This window comes from Actinobacillus arthritidis (assembly GCF_029774155.1).
Lineage (GTDB): Bacteria > Pseudomonadota > Gammaproteobacteria > Enterobacterales > Pasteurellaceae > Actinobacillus > Actinobacillus arthritidis.
In genome coordinates, this window is sequence record NZ_CP103833.1 from 2,201,128 (window position 1) to 2,221,992 (window position 20,865).

The following is a 20,865-nucleotide window of genomic DNA, read 5'->3' on the forward strand; positions in this document are numbered from 1 at the left end:
TCTCCGTTATGCGACTTGTTTCCATAGCGTTTCTTGGGTTGAAACAAATTGCACCGCTTCTTTGCCGAACCAAGCAAGGTCTTTTTGTAATTTGACCACTTCGCCAATCACAATCAATGCCGGTGTTGGGGCATTTTCGGCAAGTTCTGCCAATTCACTTAATACGCCGGTTTGTACTTGCTGATTTGGCAACGTGCCGTTACTGATAATTGCCACCGGTGTATCGGACGGTTTACCGTGTTTTTGTAATTCTGTGGATAACTCGGCGCTTTAATCGTCCCCATATAAACCACTAATGTTTGATTGCCTTGAGCAAGCGTTTCCCATTTAAGTTGACTACCGTCTGGCTTTAAATGACCGGTAATAAACATTGCAGTCTGTGCGTGATCTCGATGGGTGAGCGGAATCCCTGCATAAGCAGTTGCACCTAATGCGGCAGTAATGCCCGGCACGACACTAAACGGAATATTTTCTGCTTTAAGCACTTCCAATTCTTCGCCGCCACGCCCGAACACAAACGGATCGCCACCTTTCAAACGCACCACACGTTTACCTTGTTTGGCATATTTCACTAGTAACTGATTGGTATCTTCTTGTTTGACGCTGTGTTTGCCGGCTCGTTTACCAACAAACACTTTATCCGCATCACGGCGAACCAATTCTAAAATTGCCTCGGATACCAATGCGTCATATAACACTACATCCGCCTGTTGAATCGTTTGTAGACCTTTTAAGGTAAGTAAACCGGCATCACCTGGCCCCGCACCAACTAACGAAACTTCGCCTAAAACCGGATTATTGTTATGTAATTCGGCTTCCACTAACGCTTCCGCTTGTTCGATTTGATGATTTTCAGTCAGACGCTGAAAACTTTGATGAGTAAATAATTTTTCCCAGAAACGGCGACGTTGGGTTAATTGTGGGAATTGGGTTTTGACCGCACTACGCCAACGGGTCGCAATATCTGCCATTGCACCTAAATTATGTGGAATTAACGCTTCTAGTTTTTCACGTAACAAACGAATTAATACTGGTCTTGCACCATGCTTGAAATCGCAATTTGCACCGGAGAACGGTCGATAATTGAAGGAAAAATATAGCTACAACGAGGTTGGTCATCCACCACATTGACTAAACGTTGTTGGCTTTCAGCGGTTTCAAACACAAGTTGATTTAACGTATTATCATCGGTTGCGACAATCACTAAATAGCTAGAGGTAACTTGACTCGCTTCAAATGTTTTCGCAATCCATTCCACTTTTCCCTCATCCGTTAATGATTGCAGTGATGAATGGAGTTTGTCTGCCACCACTTTAACTGATGCACCGGCTTTTAATAACGCCTCGATCTTACGCACAGCAACATGTCCGCCACCAACGACCAATACCGGTCGGTTTTTTAAATCTACAAAAATTGGTAAGTAATTCATTTTTTCTCCACTCGCTTAAAACAAGCCACGATTTGTTGCATTAAGTTATAAGAGAAATTTGTTATTCTGAAAAATAATAACAGGATATAGATTATAGTCTTTTGGAATAAATCGCAGTTTTAAAGGCTTGAGCTAAGGTCTTTTGTTTTAAAACAAGTAATTTGTGATGTTTTTCACTATTTTTATTCCATATGGCTATATCAATAAAGTTTCGGTTCTTTGCTAAAGCGACTTGAGCGGTTAGATTTTTAGCCAATATGAGGATTTATATGATGATTGTAAAAAAGTTCTACTTTTTAACCGCTTGTTTAATGCTGTCAGCACAGACTTATGCGGTTGAGTTATTAAACGTTTCTTATGATCCGACCCGTGAGCTATACAAAGAATATAACCGCCTGTTTGCTGACTATTGGCAACAGCAAAGTGGTGAGCAGGTCACGATAAAAACGTCACATGGCGGATCCGGTAAACAGGCTCGGGCAGTGATTGACGGCTTGCAAGCAGATATTGTCAGCTTGGCATTAGCCGGCGATATTGATGCGTTGAACAAACATCAAGATCTTATTGATCCAAATTGGCAACAACGTTTGGCGGAACGTAGCTTACCGTATTACTCAACTATTGTGTTTTTAGTGCGTAAAGGAAATCCAAAACAGATCTACGACTGGCAGGATTTAGTGCGAGATCCGAGTATTGAAGTGATTACGCCAAATCCGAAAACTTCCGGCGGAGCAAGGTGGAATTTTTGGCCGCTTGGGCGTATGCAAAACAGCATTTTGGGACAGAGCAAACAGGCATTAGATTTTGTAAGCCAATTGTATAAGCAAGTGCCGGTATTAGATACCGGAGCAAGAGGGGCGACGATGAGCTTTATCCAGCGAGGCTTGGGTGATGTCTTACTTGCTTGGGAAAATGAGGCTTATCTCGCTTTACAGGAAGAAGGCGGTGATCAGTTTGAAATAGTTACCCCAAAAGTTTCGATTGTCGCCGAACCGCCAGTGGCTGTGGTAGATAAAGTGGTAGATAAAAAAGGCACTCGTAAACAAGCGGAGGCTTATCTGCAATATTTATACAGCGAAGCGACACAACGCCTGATTGCCAAACATTATTATCGTCCTACAAGCGGTCCAATTTTAGCGGAGTTTCGCCAACAATTTCCGGATTTGACCTTGTTAAAAATGCACGAGGTTTTTGGTGGTGGTTGGGAATTGATTCAGCCGAAATTTTTTGATGACGGTGCGATCTTCGATCAAATTTTAGAAAAGATTTATCAATAAATAGGCTAAGGAAATATTATGCGACAAACTCGAATTATTCCCGGTTTTAATCTTTCGTTAGGCTACACGCTGACCTTTTTAAGTCTTGTCGTACTGATTCCGTTAGCTGGTCTATTTATCTTTTCCGCTCAAATTTCTGCTGAGCAATTTCTCAAATTAATTACCAGCCGACAGTTATTATTGGCATTAGGCTTGTCTTTTAAAAGCGCATTTAGTGCCGCGTTGCTGAACAGTTTTATCGGCTTGCTGTTGGCATGGGTATTGGTGCGTTATCAGTTTTGGGGTAAGCGTTTGATGGATACGTTTATTGATATGCCGTTTGCGCTCCCGACTGCGGTGGCAGGCATTGCTCTCACGGCAATTTATTCTCGCAACGGTATTATCGGGCAATTTTTTGAAACGAAGATCGCTTATAGTTCACTGGGCATTACTTTAGCTCTCTTGTTTGTCACTTTGCCTTTTGTAGTGCGAACGCTACAACCGGTGTTGGAAGACTTACCGAAGGATGTGGAAGAAGCGGCGGAAATTTTAGGTGCGAGCCCGTTTCAAACCTTTCGCTATGTGATTTTTCCGGCAATTTTACCGGCTTGGATCACCGGTTTTACCCTTGCTTTTGCACGGGGCATCGGTGAATACGGTTCGGTCGTATTTATTTCCGGTAATTTACCGTTTAGAACCGAAATTCTACCGCTGGTGATTATGTCAAAACTGGATCAATATGATTATATCGGTGCGGCAACCATTGGTGCATTAATGCTAATCATCTCATTTGTACTGATTTTTGTGATCAACCTAATTCAGCGTTACTTCGCGAAGCGGACAGCAAAATAAGAGGAAAGAAATATGCAAAATTCACTCAAAAAACGACCGCTTACTGAAACGCTCTTGATTGGTATAGCGATGATCTTATTCATTGTTTTCTTACTGTTACCGTTATTAGTTGTCATCTCACAAGGTTTGGCTAAGGGGCTAGATTTTTTCATTGCCTCAATCAGCGAACAAGATACGCTTGTCGCCCTAAAACTAACCTTATTAGTCGCGGCAATTGCCGTACCGCTTAATGTGATTTTCGGGATTGCTTCGCTTGGGCGGTGACTAAATATCAATTTAAAGGCAGACAATTTTTATTAACACTCATTGATCTACCTTTTTCGATTTCACCGGTGGTGGCAGGACTGATTTACGTATTGTTATTCGGGGCACAAAGTTGGCTGTATCCGCACTTACAAGCGGTCGATTTTCAAATTGTTTATGCGATTCCGGGCATTATTTTAGCTACCTTATTTGTTTCCGTCCCTTTTGTGGCTCGAGAACTGATTCCAATTATGGAAGCACAAGGCACTACCGAAGAAGAAGCGGCAGTATTAGGTGCAAATGGCTGGCAAATTTTCTATCACGTTACTTTACCGAATATCAAATGGGCGTTATTACACGGTGTGGTGCTTTGTACCGCCCGTGCGTTAGGCGAATTTGGGGCGGTTTCGGTAGTATCTGGGCATATTCGCGGATTAACCAATACCTTACCGCCGCAAATTGAGATTTTATACAACGAATACAATATCGTGGCGGCATTTTCGGTTGCGATTTTATTACTCGGTTTATCTTTAATTTTATTATTTCTTCGTCAATGGACAGAGGCGAGATTAGCACGATAGTGGGGCAGATATGGCAATTAGCGTTAAACAAATTAATAAAACATTCAATCAATTCCAAGCACTCAATAATATTGATTTTACTATTCAAAATGGTGAATTAACTGCCTTACTCGGACCTTCAGGCTGTGGAAAAACTACCTTACTACGTATTATTGCCGGACTGGAAACCGCAACAAGCGGTCAAATTTTGTTTGATGATTGCGATGTAACCCGACTTTCGGCAAAAGAACGGGATATCGGCTTTGTATTTCAGCATTATGCACTTTTTCGTCATATGACGATTGCTGACAATATCGCTTTCGGCTTACGAATGAAACCGAAACAAGAACGTTTGTCAGAGGCTGAAATTCAAGCAAAAGTTAAACATCTTTTGGAGCTGATTCAGCTGGAACATATTGGCGGACGTTATCCCGATCAGCTTTCCGGTGGTCAGCGTCAGCGAGTTGCCTTGGCAAGAGCCATTGCAACTGAACCGAAAGTGTTATTGTTAGACGAACCGTTCGGTGCTTTAGATGCGAAAGTGCGTAAAGATTTACGCCGTTGGTCGCGTGATTTCCATCATGAGATTAATCTCACCAGTATTTTTGTCACTCATGATCAAGATGAGGCATTGGAAGTATCGGATAAGATTATTTTGATGAATAAAGGTCAAATTGAACAAATCGGCACGCCGGAACAGGTTTATAAACAGCCCAAAAGTGCGTTTGTGGCAAATTTTCTAGGGGATGTGAATATCTTACATGGTTATATTTTAGCCGGTGTATTACATATTGATACGTTTAACAAGCCGATCGAACAATGTTATCTTGCCGATGATGTGGTGGTGTATGTACGTCCGCACGAAATTGCCATTAGTAAAACGTATAAAGAAAATTCGTTGAAAGGGATTATCTCCCGAGTACATACCGCAGGCCCCACGGTATTTTTAGAAGTGTTACATAAAAATCACGAACCGATAGAAATATCTGTCAGTTATGCTCAATTTGGACAAGAACAATTTGCTGTGGGTGATGAAGTCTATTTCCAACCATTATTACTCAATTTCTTTGTGCAAAATGAATTGATTGAATTTATGATTTAATGGTTCTAAAGAATAAATTATATAGTGTAAATTATGTTTTTTTCTGTATGAATTTCATATATATTGAAAATAATATTATTTTATATTCATTATATATTTGGAGATTCTATGAAAAAATCTAATTTAGCTCTTACAGTCTTATTCGCATTAGGCGTTACAGCTTGTGGTAGCAGTGGCGGTGGTTCTAGTAGTGATAGTATAAAAACTACCGATACATTAACCAATAAGGATAAAGTGGTTAATATTGCTAAAGCGGATAAACCTACATCTCAAAACAATACATCAGCAAGAGAAACAAATACACCAGTTTCTCAAGACAGTCCAGCAAGCAGAAACAAATACACCAGTTTCTCAAGACAGTCCAGCGACAGAAACAAATACACCAGTTTCTCAAGACAGTCCAGCAAGCAGAAACAAATACACCAGTTTCTCAAGACAGTCCAGCAAGCAGAAACAAATACACCAGTTTCTCAAGACAGTCCAGCAAGCAGAAACAAATACACCAGTCTCTCAAGATAGTCCATCAGCAAGACAGCTTACTGGCGAAAAAGAACAGGTAGATGATGTGGAGGCCGCTTATACTCAAGATAAATTGATAGTCGGAAGTGGATATATTATCCCTAAAGTAGAAGGTTCAGTACAGAAAGTAAGTCTTTCTGCTAATGAAAAGAGTGATTTCGGATCAATTGTTGTAGAAGGTAAAAGTATTCCTTTACTTGTTGATAACTTCAATGGTAATACTATTCGAGTATCTTCAAATAATATGGTTCGAGATATAACAAAACAAGAACATACCGCTTGGGGATTAGTTTGGGAGCAAGGTTTAGATAACCAATACTTAATTACTCAAGGGATGAATGAAACTAAAGATATGCCGGCTACAGGTATTTATACCTATAAAGGTTCAGCCGTACAATTTACTGGTGTTGGAAGTACTATTGATGTAAATAGTGCGGAAAGACGAGATGATGCAGAATTTAAGGCAGACTTCATACACAAAACTTTTGCAGGGATTATCCCTCAAAAAGATATTAATGCACCTATTATTTTGGCCGGGGAAATTAAGAATAACACATTTGCTGGTGAAAGTAGTGAAGGGGTAAAAACGAAAGGCGGTTTCTTTGGAGCTGAAGCAAGTGAGTTAATTGGTGATTATATTCGCACAGATAAAGATAAACTCGTGATAGGTGTCTTTGGTGCGAAAAAACAACCAAAAGAGTTTTAATTTTTTATAAGCTCTGCGATTAAATTTGCCTATAACTGGCAAATTTAATCGCTTTTTATGATAATGTTGACTCTGCTCTTAACGACATTTCCCCAATCCCAAATGGTGTAATCACACCATTTTGATCAAGTAGTAATTCGCCATGTCGGTTGATACCACGTGAAATACCGTGAATTTCGTTGCCTTCAGTTACCAGTTTTACTGCTTGATCTCGAAAAATATCAAACATTTGCCAACGCTCTGCGTAGTGGTCAAAGCCGACAAGCGGATAAATTTTGAGATTTTTTTGTAATTCATAAGCCAATCGACAAACAAGCGTATTACGATCAAATTGGTAATGTGATAAATCAGACCACGCTTGGGTGACGATATTTGCGTCTACTTGGGTCATACCCAAATTTAAACCGATACCGATCACTAAATGGATTCCGCTACGATCCACTTTAGTTTCAATCAGAATCCCACCCATTTTTTTACCACAATAATAAACATCATTCGGCCATTTGATTTGGATATTTTCAACCTGTTGTGCTTGCAAACTTTCGGCAATAATCAGCGAAATCACCAAACTCAAAGAGGATATATGTGCGGCGTCTTCAGTCGGGTAATGCCACAAAATCGAAAAATAGACATTTTCGCTTTGCGGTGAATACCAAGTACGCCCACGTCGGCCTCTACCGGCGGTTTGTTGCTCAGCCAAACAAACCGAGCCTTGTGGTAGGCTTTGATAATGTTTGAGCAAATATTCGTTGGTCGAATCAATTTCATCAAACACTATAGTTTGTCCGCATAATAATGCGTCTTGGATCTGAGATTGGTTTAATTTGCTCATAACTTTAGTTATCTCGTAACTTCTTCGCTATTCACTTCGCCATTTTTGCCCATAAAACGCACTTCCGGATGTAGCTCAACCCCAAATTTTTCACGCACACGACGACGTACTTCTTTCGCTAATGCCACTACGTCTGAACCAGTCCGCTTGCTGATTAATTAGTACCAACGCTTGTTTTTCATGTACCGCCGCACCGCCGACTTGGAAGCCTTTCAATTCACATTGGTCAATCAACCAACCTGCCGCCAATTTGACTGTGCCGTCCGTTTGCGGATAGTTTGGAATATTCGGGTAAGCGGTCTGAATTTGGGCAAATTTTGCGGCCTCAATGACAGGGTTCTTAAAGAAACTACCGGCATTACCAAATTCATCCGGATTCGGTAATTTTGCCGAACGTATGGCACACACTTCGTCAAACACTTGTTGAGCCGTTACGGTTTGTGGATCAAATTGTGTTAATGAGCCGTAACTTAATACTGGTTGCCACGCTTTCGCTAATTTTATTCCAACCGAAAGAATCGCAAATTCGTCTTTGTATTGGTGCTTAAACACGCTTTCACGATAGCCAAATTGGCACTCTGATTTGGTTAAACGGAATATTTCGCCCGTGCGTAAATTCAGTACCTCGACAAAATCACACACACGTTCAAATTCCACCCCGTAAGCACCGATATTTTGAATAGGTGCAGAACCGGCAACCCCCGGAATTAAGGCTAAATTTTCCAATCCGGCGATATTGTTTGCTAAGGTCCATTTTACTAACTCATGCCAATTTTCGCCGCCTTGCACATGCAAATAGTGGAACTGCTCATCTTCGTGATGTTCGATACCTTTTAATTTGTTAATCAATACGCAACCGTCAAAATCATCTAAAAAGATAACATTTGAGCCTTGTCCTAAAATCAGTACCGGCTGGTGATTGTTAACGGCAGTTTGCCATTCGTTAAGTAATTGTTCGGCACGGCTAAATTCAACGATTTTGTTTGCATTTGCCGCTAAATGAAAAGTATGGAAAGGAGTTAAACTGTGTTTCATTTTCATGTATCAGTGAATAAAAAGTATAAAAGAGTGTATCACAAACATGATTGAAATAGAGTAGTTGTCTTGAACTTAGAGATAAAAAATAACCCTCTTACCGAAGTAAGAGGGCTATATATTCAACTTGAAGAAGTTAACTTAATTACATAGTTACTTCTTTTGAGCCTTGTACTTGAACTTCAACACGACGGTCAGGTGCTAAACAAGCAATTAATGCTTTACGACCTTTAACTGCGTCACAAGTTGCACCCGTTACTGGGTTAGCTTCACCGTAACCTACAGCAGTTACGTTTGCGACCGGAGTACCTTTAGAAACGATGTAGTTAGCTACAGTTTCAGCACGACGTTGTGAAAGTTTTAAGTTTGAAGCTTCTTTACCGATACGGTCTGTATAACCATTAACTTGGATAGCGCGTTCGCTAAACCAGCGTTGTTGATTTCAGTTTGCATTGCATCTAAAGCTGTTGCTTCATGACCGGTTTTAAGTTTGCTTTACCGAATGCGAATAATACGTCAGAACTGAATGCGAAGTTTTTAGTTTCAACGGTTGGAGCAACCGGTGCCGCACCTTGACCGAAACGATATGATAAACCTGCAGATACAGAACTGATATCTGGACGATAGTCAGTTGCACCCATACGGTTTAATGTCGCTTGGCTTGCTTTACCTGCGTTGTTTAACCATTGGTATTCAACACGTGCTTGCTAATTCTGGAAGAATTGCGTACTCAACACCAGCACCTAAAATTAGAGAGCTTTGGAAGCGGTGTGTTTTCACTTTTTCTAAGCTAGCGTTGTATGTTTTGTATGAGTTATTTACTAATGCGATACCAGCTTTACCGTAAACATCTAAGTTAGGTAATACTTCGTAGCTAGGTTTTAATGCAATAGTTGTACCGTGTGTTGCGTGACGGAAAGTTTTCTTGTCAGCTTTACCGTGTGGTTTTTCAGTACCACGTACACGGCCGAAATATTCATAACCAACTTCTGTCGCTAAACCAAATTTGTTTTGGTTTAAGATTTGGTAACCACCAAATACCCCGTAAGTTACAGAGTTTTTGTTGATTCCGTATTGACCGTTTTTGGCGCATCTAATTGCTCGATACCGTCATGAAATGATGCCCAACCAGCTTTTGCACCAGCATAAAAGGTGTTTTGCTCTGGAGTCGCTTGAGCTACTGCGGCGACTGATAATACTGCTAATGCAACTAATGATTTTTTCATTTTGATGATCCTCTAATTTTTATCGTCATCTAATTAAAGACATCCCTTCCATAAAGGGATAACGAATAAAGGCGGTCGCTTTATTTCTATCGCTATATAAAAATAATACAGCCTTTATTACTGTTATTGTATCAAATAAAATTTTAAAAATACAATATAACCTATAATTAAGGGCATTTTTTGTAAGAAAAAAGCATAAAAATCATGGTTTTCTTTGCTTTTTAGCATAAAACAGTCTAGTTATTAAACTTTTTGCTGATTCTGTGTACAAAAATGCCCTGTCATTTTATAAATCGCCTTTAAACGGTACTACCATTTATATTGATAGGTAGCTTGAATAAGAAACGGCTGATTTAAACGTCTGCCATCGCTGTTTTTTGCTTCAATACCTAGACGATGGTTATTCAGTTTTGCATTTAGGCCTAATGCAGACTCAAAACGTGAGCGACTACTTGCTACATCACTTACTTCTAATTCGTGTTGGTTTACCCGTACGTTAGCTGTTCGATTTTTTGTTTTTACGCCATTAATTTCCATATAAGGTTGAAGTGACCAATCAGCTAGAGTAAGTGTTTTTGCAACTCGTACACCGGCACGTCCGTAAAGGCTTGCAACGCTATCTTCATCCGATTTACCAGATAAATGTGACCAAGCTAATTGTAATTGCGGTGTAATTGTCCAACCGTTACCAATATTATGATGGCGACCAATTTCCGTTGAAAGCGAATATCCGTTATAACTGCGTTCACCTGTTGTGCTAGATTTCGATTTCACACGAGCATATTTTGCAATATTATCCCAATAGAAACCGTTGTCAGCGAGGAATGTTCCGTAAATACCAACGGTTTGATTTTTTACTTTACCCGAACCGTAGTTTCCGCTGAAATCTACGTTAGAACGTGCATTACCGACAAAACCACCAAGACGAATACGCTCTGAAACCGTAAAATCCGCCCCCACTTCAAGGCTATGCAAGTTTTGTGTAAAACCTGAAGTTCGACTATTTGATGCAGTATGTGTACGATCAAATTTATTGCGAGTATTCAGATTTCTTACCCAAACATTACCGTTTTCCGTACCTTTTTGTTCGCCTAAACGTTGATGAATATTATTCATACTTTGCTCAAGTTGTAGGATCTGAGCTTGTTTGAGAGAAACCAGAGCATTGGATTTTTCACTAAGAACGACTTCATATGGTGTAACAGGCACAACCGGTTTAGGTTCTACCGGTGTCGATGGTGTAACAGGCTCTGTCGGTTTAGGTTCTATTGGTGTAGATGGCGTAACCGGCACAGTCGGTTTAGGTTCTACCGGTGTAGATGGTGTAACAGGCACAGTCGGTTTAGGTTCTACCGGTGTAGATGGTGTAACAGGCACGGTCGGTTTAGGTTCTACCGGTGTAGGTGGTGTAACAGGTTCAGCCGGTTTGATTGGTTCTACAGGAGAATCTGGAATAATTGGTATTTCTTCCACTTTGTTTGAAAGCACCCAGTTTGTTCCCTCTTTATTTAAGTGATAACGATATGCACCGGCATCTACATAATCTTTATTATCTTGATTGTGTAATTTAAATAAAGCAGAACCTGATTTGGTTTCAACTAGCGTAACTCGTCCACCTTCTTTTGTCGGTTCACCTCCTGAATTATGAACTTCTAATATATGAGAACCCTCTGCAGTTCCTGAAACTGTTATTTTATTAGCCATTTTTCTTGCTAAATCACTATTTAAAGAAAAGTGAGCGTTACCCGAAAGATCCCCTTCAATATTTAATGTTGCAAATCTACCATTATCTTGTTGAGCAAAAGAGATGCGACTATTTTTACTCTCTAAATTTGTTACAGATGAAGTGCTAGATAAATTCCAATGAGAATCGGTTAAATGAAGATGCTTAGTACCGGAACCTAGCATATTTCCGGTTAAAGTAGATTGTTGAGCAACAACGGTGAGTGAATGAGAATCAAAAGAATTGCTACTCAAGGAATCTGCCGTAATATTGCTATTATTTAATGTAATTGTAGTGATTTCTTTTTTATCGAAAACCCTACCATCAATGATACGAAAAGCAGTATTAACAGAAGTCGTTAAATTATTAACTGTAATATTATTTTGGCTATTTCCTATATAATCAAATAAAGTGCTCTTTGTAGTTCCGCTATGTTTTAAATTAGGATTATTTAGAATAATGGAACTATCTCGAATAGAAAAAAAGGAATCTCCATTTGTTTGAATAATAGAAAGGTTATCGAATGTTACGTTACTATTTTGTATTGAAATAGTCGGACTGACATAAAAAGAATTTTTACCACTTTCTCTCGTGAGAGTAAATGTATCATTTTTAGAAAAAACAGTTGCATTATTTGAATCTAATAACGGAGATGTCCCATTAGTAAATTTTAAATTATTTCCTGAACTCGAAAGTGAGCCATTTGTAACATAGATGCCGTTTTCTGATTGTTGAGAGATTAAATTATTATTGTTTAACGTTGTTTTTGAATCTCTAAGATCTAATAATGGCATTCTATAAAAGGAGGATTCAACCTTATTTCGGTCACTTTCTAACGTTGTATTAGAAATATCAACCGTTGCGTTTTCAGCCCAAACAATTACATTTCCATTAGTATTAGAAGAACGTTTAAGATTACTTTCTTTAATACTCAAACTCGCATTTTTGCTCAGAATAGTTGCAGAACCGCCTAAAAATGAACTCTGATCATTAGGATTATTAAGAGTAATATTTGAATTATTAATATTTAGGTTAGAGTTATCATTATTAATAAAATAAAATCCCCCAAAACGCCCTGGCATATTTTTAATTTCGCCAGTAATATTCGCTTGGTTAAACTCTACTTGTGTATTATTTGAAAAATCAAATCTATTTTGAGTTTGTGCATTTGTTAAATTAGCAAGACATTGATTGAATACTTTGATAGATGTTTGATTAGAAAGATTGAATCCCTCTGTTATAGATTGATGATTACACTCTGTAGCAAAGCTAGTGGTGGAACTTAAACCTATACTTCCAGTAAATAAAGCGAGATAGATTGGAGATAATGTAAAATTGAATGTTTTTTTCATAATACACCTTTAGATAATACAAAAAGAACTGGACATTTATTAATACCCAGTTCTTTTATTTTTAAGATTAGCCCTGTGAAGAAATACGTTTCATATCTGTCATATAACCACGTAACTCTTGACCGATTAATTCAACCGGATGGTTACGGATTGCATCGTTGATATCACGTAAGTAAACGTTGTCGATTTCAGCGACCGGTGTCGGTTCGCCTAAGTCACCTTTTTGTAACATCGGGATTAATTTCTCTGCAAGAATTGGTGTTGCAACGTGAGAGAATAAGTAGTTACCGTATTCTGCCGTATCTGAAATTACCACGTTCATTTCGTATAAACGTTTACGAGCGATGGTATTTGCGATTAACGGTAATTCGTGTAATGACTCATAGTATGCAGATTCTTCGTAGATACCGCTTGCAACCATTGCATCGAATGCCATTTCAACACCTGCTTTCACCATTGCAACCATAACTACGCCGTTATCAAAGTATTCTTGTTCAGAAATTTTGATGCCGTCTGCTTTCGGTGAATTTTCAAATGCAGTTTTACCGGTTTCTTCACGCCACGTTAATAAGTTTTTGTCACCATTCGCCCAGTCTGCCATCATAGTTGATGAAAATTCACCGCTAATGATATCGTCCATGTGTTTTAGGTAAAGGTCGTTTAATTGCACTTTGATTTCTTCACTTAATTCAAATGCACGGATTTTCGCGCGTTTGATAAGCGATCCATCATTAAGGTGATACCGCCTTGTTTTAACGCTTCGGTAATGGTTTCCCAACCGTATTGGATTAATTTGCTTGCGTATGCCGGATCTTTACCGTCTGCCACTAATTTGTCGTAACATACGATTGAACCCGCTTGTAACATACCGCAAAGGATTGTTTGTTCGCCCATTAGGTCAGATTTAACTTCCGCTACGAATGAAGATTCTAATACGCCTGCACGGTCGCCACCGGTTGCTGAAGCCCACGCTTTCGCAATCGCCATACCTTCACCTTTCGGGTCATTTTCAGGGTGAACAGCGATAAGTGTCGGCACACCGAAACCACGTTTATATTCTTCACGTACTTCCGTACCCGGACATTTTGGTGCAGTCATCACAACGGTAATATCTTTACGAATTTGCTCACCTTCTTCAACAATGTTGAAACCGTGTGAGTAACCGAATACAGAACCTTGTTTCATTAATGGCACAACATCTGCAACCACTTTTGAGTGTTGTTTATCCGGCGTTAAGTTGATCACTAAGTCAGCGGTTGGAATTAATTCTTGGTATGTGCCGACTTTGAAACCGTTTTCAGTTGCACGAGTATATGAAGCACGTTTTTCTGCGATTGCTTCTGCACGTAACGCATAGCTAATATCTAAACCAGAATCACGCATATTTAAACCTTGGTTTAAACCTTGTGCACCACAACCTACGATAACGATTTTTTTGCCTTTTAAGAAATTACAACCGTCTGCAAATTCGCTACGGTCCATAAAACGACAACGACCTAATTGATCTAATTTTTGACGTAAGTTTAATGTGTTGAAATAGTTAGCCATTTTGTGCTTCCTTATTTGTGTGTATGATGTTGAGTGTATTTTATGATGTTGTGTTTACACATTGTTGTTTTGTTATGCCGTCAATTATACGCTCATTTAATATTGCGTAAATTGATATTATTGGGATTTTATATTGCAAAATTTGCAATCAAAATTGGGTAAAAATCAGATGGAAAATGACCGCTTATAAGATGAATGTTAAAATATTACAGTGATAAGAGAATAGGATAAATTAATGAGAATCAACCAAATTAGCTTACAACGTTGTCCTGAGTGTGAAGCGATTGTAAAAGTGCCGGCAAATGTGCCGTTTCAAACAGCGGTCTGCCCGAATTGTCATGATGTATTACGTCCGGCAAATAGCTGGAGTTTACGCCGTTGTGCGATTATTGCGATATCAATTTTAATTTTATTGCCGTTTGCTCTGACTTTTCCGCTTATGAGTATTGATTTATTGGGTGTCCCTGTTCATGCAACTGTATGGGGGGGCGTGTGGAAAATGGCAACCGAAGGTTATCCTTATACTGCATTTATGGTGTTACTTTGTTCGGTAGTCTTTCCGATTGCTTTTGCATTATTGATTTTATCCATTCGCTTACAGCGATTGTTGTTACAGCGTCCTCGATATACATTGATATTATTATCTAAAAGCCAAGAATGGGTGATGTTAGATGTGTATTTGGTCGCACTTGCGGTTGTCGCATTTAAGATTCGAGATTATGCGGATTTAACTTTTAGCATACACTTAACTGCATTTTTGATAGTCACAATACTCACCACTTTACTTTTTATCAAGATAGATCCGAAACGAATGTGGGAGGAGTTTTATCTAGAATATCATACATTAGCCGCAAATCATCAAGGACAAGTTTCTTTATGTCCGACTTGTAATTATAGTTTTGATGAAAATATTGTTGATTTGAAAGGTCGTCAACGTTGTCCTCGTTGTGAAAGCAATTTAGCGATTCCCGATAGCGTAAAATTACAGCGTGTATGGGCGAGTTTAGTTGCCGGTATGATCATGATGATTCCGGCAAATACATTACCGATTTCCGCCACCGGATTAGCCGGTTCAGTATCTGCCGATACGCTTTTTTCAGGCGTGCTGACTTTTATCGGTTTAGGCGACTATACAGTTGTCGCTATTGTGTTTATTGCCAGTATTGCTGTGCCGTTCAGTAAAGTGGCGATAATTTTATATCTGTTGTTAGCGATTCATTACAAATGGAAACACCCGATTCATTGGCAGATGAAAGCATTACATTACGTACATTTTGTTGGACGTTGGTCGATGCTGGATTTATTTGTATTGGCATTGATGATGTCGCTTTTGGAACGCGGGCAAATTCTTAGTTTCTCAGTCGGTGACAGCGGCGTTTTTCTTCGGTGCGACAGTATTTTTGACGATGATCGCTTCCAGCAATTTAGATGCTAGAATGTTGTGGCGTATCCATTATTCAAATGAGCATAAAGCATAAAGATGAGCGGTCGAATTTTTGTAAAGTTTCACAAAATTCAGACCGCTTGTTTACTGTTAAAGAAAATTTCTATCAGACTATTCCTTATTGATAGTTTTTAGTCTATGATTCTTGAGTCTCATTCATTCTGAATGAAATATAACAAGTTTGTTTATTTAAGGACTCATTATGAAAAAACTACTCTTAGCCACATTGCTGGCAAGCTCGGCTACATTTGCTAACCAAGTTCCAAGTTATAACACCACCACTCATACTTACGAATTTAATCAAAATTACGATCTCGTTGTACCGCAAGGCTCAAAAGGCGAAACCAATTTATGGGTGCCATTACCGTTCAGTAATGATTACCAAGATGTAAAATCGATTGAATTTGAAGGTAACTATAACAAAGCCTATATCACAGAAAACAATCAATACGGTGCGAAAACCTTGTTCGCTAATTGGGACGAAAAAGCCCCAAAACGTTTGTTAAAAGTGAAATTAGTGGTGCAAACCAAAGATCGTGAACCAATGGCAACAGGGGCTTTAAATGGTTATCAGCCACCTGAAAAAATCATTTATTCGGTAGATGTGCAAGAGTATCTCAAACCGACCACTCATATCAAAACAGACGGTATCGTGAAGCAATATGCGGATAAAATTGTCGGCAAAGAAACCAATCCGCTGAAAAAAGCTGAATTGATCCACAAATGGATTGTAGAAAATATGGAACGTGATAATTCCGTATTGGGTTGCGGTGACGGTGATGTTGAAAAAATGCTGACTACCGGGGTATTAAAAGGCAAATGTACTGATATTAACTCGGTATTTGTCGCCTTAGCTCGAGCGTCTGATATTCCGGCACGTGAAGTATTCGGTATTCGTTTAGGTTCGGCACCGAAAATGTCGAAATTCTCAAAAACCGCTTTCGGTAGTTCAAAAGACGGTGTTGCGAATGAAAATGGCGGACAACATTGCCGTGCCGAGTTTTATTTAGCCGGTTTCGGTTGGGTTCCGGTTGATTCGGCGGACGTGGCAAAAATGCGTTTAACTGAGAAAAAAGCGGTCAGTGATGCCGATACGCAAGCCGTTTCAAAATATTTATTCGGTAACTGGGAAGCCAACTGGATGGGATTTAACCATGCCCGTGATTTCGATTTATACCCACAACCGGAATTAACCCCAATTAATAATTTCGGTTATCCGTATGCCGAAGTGGGTGGCGATCCGCTTAATTCATTTGATGCAAAAGAGTTTGGTTATGAGCTTATCTCAAAAGAACTCAAATAACCGCTTTTTCGTTTCGCTTACCGCCGCATTACTGGCGGCGGTAAGTTCAACGGCCTGTTGTATTGCACCTTTGGTTTATTTGGTATTCGGTATTTCTTCGCCGTGGTTGGTTAGCCTTAGCGAATACGAATATTTACAGCTACCGTTATTATTTGTGTCGCTCGGTGCGTTCGGTTATGGCTTTTGGTTACTGATGTTTTCCAAGAAAATTATCTGTACTAAATATTGTTCTCGCCGAACTTTGCTCATTTTATATTGGATTGCTTTTGTGATTATTCTATTTTTCTTGAGCTATCCGTTTGTTTTACCTTGGTTATTAGAATGAAAAAATTACTGTTTATTTTGCTTTTTTCGATGGGAATTTCACCGCTTGTTTATGCTAATGAAGCGACACAAAGTGACAATGTAGCGACCGAACAACCGGCTAAAAAAGAAGTAAATTTCTACATCAAAGAAATGAATTGCCAATTGTGTGTTTATTTGGTCAATAAAGAATTGCGTGCGATTGAGGGGGTGGTTTCGACCAAAGCGAATATGAAAGAGCGTAAAGTTAAAATCATTGCTAATGAGAATGTATCAGTAGAACAGATGATTAAAGCGATTGAGAAACTTAGCTATACCGTTGAGCAGGTTTAGGTTTTACCACGCATGAGCCATAATCAGCCCTTTAACTGAGTAGGCTATGTTATGGCTCTAGATTTTTTATAATGTTTGGGGGATAGGATTAATTCGGTGTTGTTGGTGTATTCCGTGCTGAAAAGTCTAACCACGGAGTACACCAATTAAATGAGGTTTATTGTTTTACGCTTTTTCTACTGCCGGGCGTTCAAACGCTAATACTTTGCTTTCTACTCGGCGTAATAGGAGCGTCATAATACCGGTAATCACTAAGTAAATTGCTCCGGCAATGCCGTAAATGGTGAGAGCATCGTATTCTGTACCGTATAGCTGGCGAGCATAACCCATAATATCTAAAAGCGTGATAGTTGAAGCTAACGATGTGCCTTTAAATACTAAAATAATCTCATTGCTATATGACGGTAATGCACGACGTAATGCGTATGGAATTAAGATTTTTAAGGTATCCAAACGGCTTAAACCAAGTGTCGCACAGGTTTCCCATTGTCCTTTCGGAATCGCTTTTACCGCACCGTGGAATAATTGAGTTGAATATGCCGCACTATTTAACGCTAACGCTAATGCCGCACAAAACCACGCATCCGATAAGAATTGCCACGCAAAGCTATCGACAATCCATTGGAATTGCCCCGGTCCGTGGTAAATCAAAAAGAATTGTACCAATAGCGGTGTGCCGGTAAATAACGTTAAATAGGCGTTTACAATCGCTTTAGTTAACTTATTTTCCATCGAAAGTAAGAAGGTAAACACTACCGCTAAAATAAAAGCGATAACTAATGACACAGCCGTTAGGCTCAGACTGGTTGGAATCCCTTGTGCAATGACAGCTAGATAATCTTGAAACATTATTTACCCCCTCTTTCAAAGCGAGTGAAACGTTTTTCAAGTCCGGCAATAATTACTTGGCTGATTAAGGTAATCGCTAAATAAATTAATGCGGCTAAACCGTACCAAGTGAAAGGTTGATGTTCATTGGTATTAATTAAATCTGTTTGACGCATTAAATCGTCCACACCAATTAATGAGATTAAAGCGGTATCTTTTAATAACACTAGCCACTGATTACTTAGCCCCGGTAAGGCGTGTCGCCAAACCTGCGGCATAATAATTTTTAAAAAAGTATATGAACGAGTGAGTCCTAATGCCGCACCACTTTCCCATTGTCCCTTCGGTACAGCTTGGATTGCACCTCGCAAAGATTGAGAAGCATAAGCAGAAAAAATAAGAGAAAGTGCTAATACCCCACAGCTAAATGCACTAAATTCAACATATTCGCCGGTAATTTTCTCAACTAATTCGGTTGAACCGAAGAAAATGAGTAAAACGACTAAAATCTCCGGTAAACCACGCAATAGGGCCAAAAAAACAGAAGTCGGTTTACTCACACAAGGTTGTTTATTGGTTTCAAGTACCACAAACAACATTGAAAGCAATAAGCCGACTACCAGAGAGGCGAGTGCCAACCCTAAGGTCATTAGGGTTGCACTATAAATAAGCGGAAGATATTCTGAAAACATAAAAATTATTTAGTCATCCATTTATCGTAAATTTTTTGGTATTCGCCGTTCGCTTTAATTGCCGCTAAACCTTTGTTTAACTCTGCAACTAATTCGCTATTTGATTTATTTACTGCGATACCTAAACCATTACCGAAATATTTTTGATTGGTTACTTTACCGCCAACAAAAGCAAGTTCCGCTTCTTTCGATAACATATCCGCTAATACCGCGGTATCACCGAAGATAATATCAATACGACCATTTTTTAAATCAAGCACCGCATCTTGTAATGAGGCGTATGATTTCGGTGCATATTGTTTTGCTTCCGCAACAACATATTGTTGGAAGGTCGAGCCGTTTTGCACACCAACGTTTTTAGCTGTGTTTAAATCCGCTTTACCTTTTACCGCAATAAAACTTGCCGAACTGTCATAATAAGCATCGGTAAATGCCACTTGTTTTGCACGGGCTTCAGTAATATCGATTGCTGAAATTGCACCATCAATACGTTTTTGTTTTACTGCTTGTACTAAACCGTCAAATGCTTGGCTTTTGAATGAGCAATTTGCTTGGATTTCTTTACAGATGGCATTGGCAATATCTACATCAAAGCCAATGATTTCACCTTTTTCATTAGTCAATTCAAACGGAGGGTAGCTTGGTTCCATCGCAAAAGTTAAGTCTTTTGCTTGTGCTGAAAATGCAGTAAGTGCGATCGCTGATGCTAATAATAATTTTTTCATAATGTGTCCTTGCATAAGTTTATTCTGAGTGAGAGAGATAATTTTCAAATTGAGCGGTTTTCGGATGTTCAAAACAATCTGCTCCGCCTTGTTCGATAATTTTGCCTTTTTCCATATACACCACTTTGGTTGCCACTTTACGTGCGACACCGACTTCGTGAGTAACGATAACCTGAGTAATACCAGTTCCTTGTAATTCTTTAATAATATCAACCACTTGTGCAGTAATTTCAGGATCTAATGCGGCTGTCGGTTCATCAAACAGTAAGACTTGTGGTCGCATCATTAACGCACGGGCAATTGCCACACGTTGTTGCTGACCACCGGATAACTGTAATGGAAAACGGTCGGCAAATTCGCCTAAACGTAAACGATCCAAATGTGCTTTAGCACGCTGAATTGCTTCTTCCTTAGCTAAACCAAGCACCTTCATTGGCGCTTCAATCAGGTTTTGTAAAACGCTTAGATGAGGCCATAAATGATATTGTTGAAACACCATACCGACTTCACGGCGTAATAATGCAATTTCTTTGGCATCGGTTTTTGCTGAAAGATTGAATTTATGTTGTGCGATTTCAAGCGTACCTGATTGTGGAATTTCCATTAAGTTTAGCGTACGAATCAGGGTACTTTTACCCGCACCGCTCGGACCTAACAGCACTACCGTATCGCCTTTTTCAATATCTAAATTAATATCGAATAATGCTTGGCTTGAACCGTAAAAAAAGTTGACGTTGTGAATACGAATTGCCATTCGTGTAAAATCCTGTGTATTTCAAATAACTGAATGAATAGTAGGATTTATTGCATAATTATGCAAGTTATTTTTATAATGATTTTGTAAAATTTTTATA

The 20,865-nt window shown here is 39.2% G+C and carries 14 protein-coding genes and 6 pseudogenes; 10 read left to right on the top strand and 10 right to left on the bottom strand.

Annotated elements, in window-relative coordinates; genetic code table 11:
* Positions 1–6: 6 nt before the first annotated feature.
* A pseudogene (gene cysG, locus NYR89_RS10585) lies at positions 7–1,429 on the bottom strand (siroheme synthase CysG).
* 269 nt (positions 1,430–1,698) lie between these two features.
* On the opposite strand from cysG, the gene NYR89_RS10590 reads away from it, so the two are divergent.
* The 6 genes and pseudogenes from NYR89_RS10590 (at position 1,699) to NYR89_RS10615 (ending at position 6,667) form a co-directional block, all read left to right on the top strand.
* On the top strand, positions 1,699–2,706 hold the full coding sequence (locus tag NYR89_RS10590; RefSeq protein ID WP_279445772.1) for a sulfate ABC transporter substrate-binding protein: 1,008 nt from the start codon (positions 1,699–1,701) through the stop codon (positions 2,704–2,706).
* A gap of 18 nt (positions 2,707–2,724) precedes the next feature.
* Positions 2,725–3,537, top strand: coding sequence for a sulfate ABC transporter permease subunit CysT (gene cysT / locus NYR89_RS10595; RefSeq protein WP_279445773.1), 813 nt, complete (start codon positions 2,725–2,727; stop codon positions 3,535–3,537).
* Between the two features lie 12 nt (positions 3,538–3,549).
* Positions 3,550–4,361 (top strand): annotated as a pseudogene (cysW, locus tag NYR89_RS10600) (sulfate ABC transporter permease subunit CysW).
* A gap of 10 nt (positions 4,362–4,371) precedes the next feature.
* Complete coding sequence (locus NYR89_RS10605) at positions 4,372–5,442, top strand: sulfate/molybdate ABC transporter ATP-binding protein (protein WP_279445774.1); 1,071 nt, start codon at positions 4,372–4,374, stop codon at positions 5,440–5,442.
* 108 nt (positions 5,443–5,550) lie between these two features.
* On the top strand, positions 5,551–5,961 hold the full coding sequence (locus NYR89_RS10610) for a hypothetical protein (RefSeq protein WP_279445775.1): 411 nt from the start codon (positions 5,551–5,553) through the stop codon (positions 5,959–5,961).
* Between the two features lie 46 nt (positions 5,962–6,007).
* Positions 6,008–6,667, top strand: a complete 660-nt coding sequence (locus NYR89_RS10615; protein ID WP_279445776.1) for a transferrin-binding protein-like solute binding protein — start codon at positions 6,008–6,010, stop codon at positions 6,665–6,667.
* Between the two features lie 55 nt (positions 6,668–6,722).
* On the opposite strand, the gene NYR89_RS10620 is transcribed toward NYR89_RS10615, so the two are convergent.
* From NYR89_RS10620 to ilvC, 5 genes and pseudogenes are all read right to left on the bottom strand, one after another.
* Positions 6,723–7,499, bottom strand: a complete 777-nt coding sequence (locus NYR89_RS10620) for a biotin--[acetyl-CoA-carboxylase] ligase (protein WP_279445777.1) — start codon at positions 7,497–7,499, stop codon at positions 6,723–6,725.
* An 8-nt stretch (positions 7,500–7,507) separates the two neighbouring features.
* Positions 7,508–8,540, bottom strand: a pseudogene (gene murB, locus NYR89_RS10625) (UDP-N-acetylmuramate dehydrogenase).
* Between the two features lie 139 nt (positions 8,541–8,679).
* A pseudogene (gene ompA, locus NYR89_RS10630) lies at positions 8,680–9,760 on the bottom strand (porin OmpA).
* A 309-nt stretch (positions 9,761–10,069) separates the two neighbouring features.
* Positions 10,070–12,835 (bottom strand): autotransporter outer membrane beta-barrel domain-containing protein, encoded by a 2,766-nt coding sequence (locus NYR89_RS10635; RefSeq protein ID WP_279445778.1) that lies wholly within the window; start codon positions 12,833–12,835, stop codon positions 10,070–10,072.
* A 67-nt stretch (positions 12,836–12,902) separates the two neighbouring features.
* A pseudogene (gene ilvC / locus NYR89_RS10640) lies at positions 12,903–14,383 on the bottom strand (ketol-acid reductoisomerase).
* Positions 14,384–14,618: 235 nt separating this feature from the next.
* On the opposite strand from ilvC, the pseudogene NYR89_RS10645 reads away from it, so the two are divergent.
* The 4 genes and pseudogenes from NYR89_RS10645 (at position 14,619) to NYR89_RS10660 (ending at position 17,766) form a co-directional block, all read left to right on the top strand.
* Positions 14,619–15,861 (top strand): annotated as a pseudogene (locus tag NYR89_RS10645) (PqiA/YebS family transporter subunit).
* Positions 15,862–16,029: 168 nt separating this feature from the next.
* Positions 16,030–17,130 carry a transglutaminase-like domain-containing protein gene (locus NYR89_RS10650; protein WP_279445780.1) on the top strand — a complete coding sequence of 367 codons (1,101 nt, stop codon included), beginning with the start codon at positions 16,030–16,032 and terminating at the stop codon, positions 17,128–17,130.
* Positions 17,102–17,455: a mercuric transporter MerT family protein gene (locus NYR89_RS10655; RefSeq protein ID WP_279445781.1), complete on the top strand. Its 354-nt coding sequence runs from the start codon at positions 17,102–17,104 to the stop codon at positions 17,453–17,455. The genes NYR89_RS10650 and NYR89_RS10655 overlap by 29 nt, the downstream gene beginning before the upstream one ends.
* The gene (locus NYR89_RS10660; protein ID WP_279445782.1) at positions 17,452–17,766 is read left to right on the top strand and encodes a heavy-metal-associated domain-containing protein; all 315 of its coding nucleotides are present in this window, start codon (positions 17,452–17,454) and stop codon (positions 17,764–17,766) included. The genes NYR89_RS10655 and NYR89_RS10660 overlap by 4 nt, the downstream gene beginning before the upstream one ends.
* A 165-nt stretch (positions 17,767–17,931) precedes the next feature.
* On the opposite strand, the gene artM is transcribed toward NYR89_RS10660, so the two are convergent.
* The 4 genes from artM to artP are packed head-to-tail and all read right to left on the bottom strand — an operon-like array spanning position 17,932 to position 20,765.
* A complete protein-coding gene (gene artM / locus NYR89_RS10665; RefSeq protein WP_279445783.1) occupies positions 17,932–18,615 on the bottom strand; it encodes an arginine ABC transporter permease ArtM in 684 nt (227 codons plus the stop codon).
* A complete protein-coding gene (artQ, locus tag NYR89_RS10670) occupies positions 18,615–19,286 on the bottom strand; it encodes an arginine ABC transporter permease ArtQ (protein WP_279445784.1) in 672 nt (223 codons plus the stop codon). The genes artM and artQ overlap by 1 nt, the downstream gene beginning before the upstream one ends.
* Before the next feature lie 5 nt (positions 19,287–19,291).
* The gene (locus NYR89_RS10675; protein ID WP_279445785.1) at positions 19,292–20,011 is read right to left on the bottom strand and encodes a transporter substrate-binding domain-containing protein; all 720 of its coding nucleotides are present in this window, start codon (positions 20,009–20,011) and stop codon (positions 19,292–19,294) included.
* 19 nt (positions 20,012–20,030) lie between these two features.
* Positions 20,031–20,765 carry an arginine ABC transporter ATP-binding protein ArtP gene (gene artP, locus NYR89_RS10680; protein ID WP_279445786.1) on the bottom strand — a complete coding sequence of 245 codons (735 nt, stop codon included), beginning with the start codon at positions 20,763–20,765 and terminating at the stop codon, positions 20,031–20,033.
* Positions 20,766–20,865 lie beyond the last annotated feature (100 nt).

Excerpts from the sequence above, each read along its gene's own strand:
- NYR89_RS10590 (WP_279445772.1), top strand. The coding sequence starts at position 1,699 with ATGATGATTGTAAAAAAGTTCTACTTTTTAACCGCTTGTTTAATGCTG.
- cysT (WP_279445773.1), top strand. The coding sequence starts at position 2,725 with ATGCGACAAACTCGAATTATTCCCGGTTTTAATCTTTCGTTAGGCTAC.
- NYR89_RS10605 (WP_279445774.1), top strand. The coding sequence starts at position 4,372 with ATGGCAATTAGCGTTAAACAAATTAATAAAACATTCAATCAATTCCAA.
- NYR89_RS10610 (WP_279445775.1), top strand. The coding sequence starts at position 5,551 with ATGAAAAAATCTAATTTAGCTCTTACAGTCTTATTCGCATTAGGCGTT.
- NYR89_RS10620 (WP_279445777.1), bottom strand. The coding sequence starts at position 7,499 with ATGAGCAAATTAAACCAATCTCAGATCCAAGACGCATTATTATGCGGA.
- NYR89_RS10635 (WP_279445778.1), bottom strand. The coding sequence starts at position 12,835 with ATGAAAAAAACATTCAATTTTACATTATCTCCAATCTATCTCGCTTTA.
- NYR89_RS10650 (WP_279445780.1), top strand. The coding sequence starts at position 16,030 with ATGAAAAAACTACTCTTAGCCACATTGCTGGCAAGCTCGGCTACATTT.
- NYR89_RS10655 (WP_279445781.1), top strand. The coding sequence starts at position 17,102 with ATGAGCTTATCTCAAAAGAACTCAAATAACCGCTTTTTCGTTTCGCTT.
- NYR89_RS10660 (WP_279445782.1), top strand. The coding sequence starts at position 17,452 with ATGAAAAAATTACTGTTTATTTTGCTTTTTTCGATGGGAATTTCACCG.
- artM (WP_279445783.1), bottom strand. The coding sequence starts at position 18,615 with ATGTTTCAAGATTATCTAGCTGTCATTGCACAAGGGATTCCAACCAGT.
- artQ (WP_279445784.1), bottom strand. The coding sequence starts at position 19,286 with ATGTTTTCAGAATATCTTCCGCTTATTTATAGTGCAACCCTAATGACC.
- NYR89_RS10675 (WP_279445785.1), bottom strand. The coding sequence starts at position 20,011 with ATGAAAAAATTATTATTAGCATCAGCGATCGCACTTACTGCATTTTCA.
- artP (WP_279445786.1), bottom strand. The coding sequence starts at position 20,765 with ATGGCAATTCGTATTCACAACGTCAACTTTTTTTACGGTTCAAGCCAA.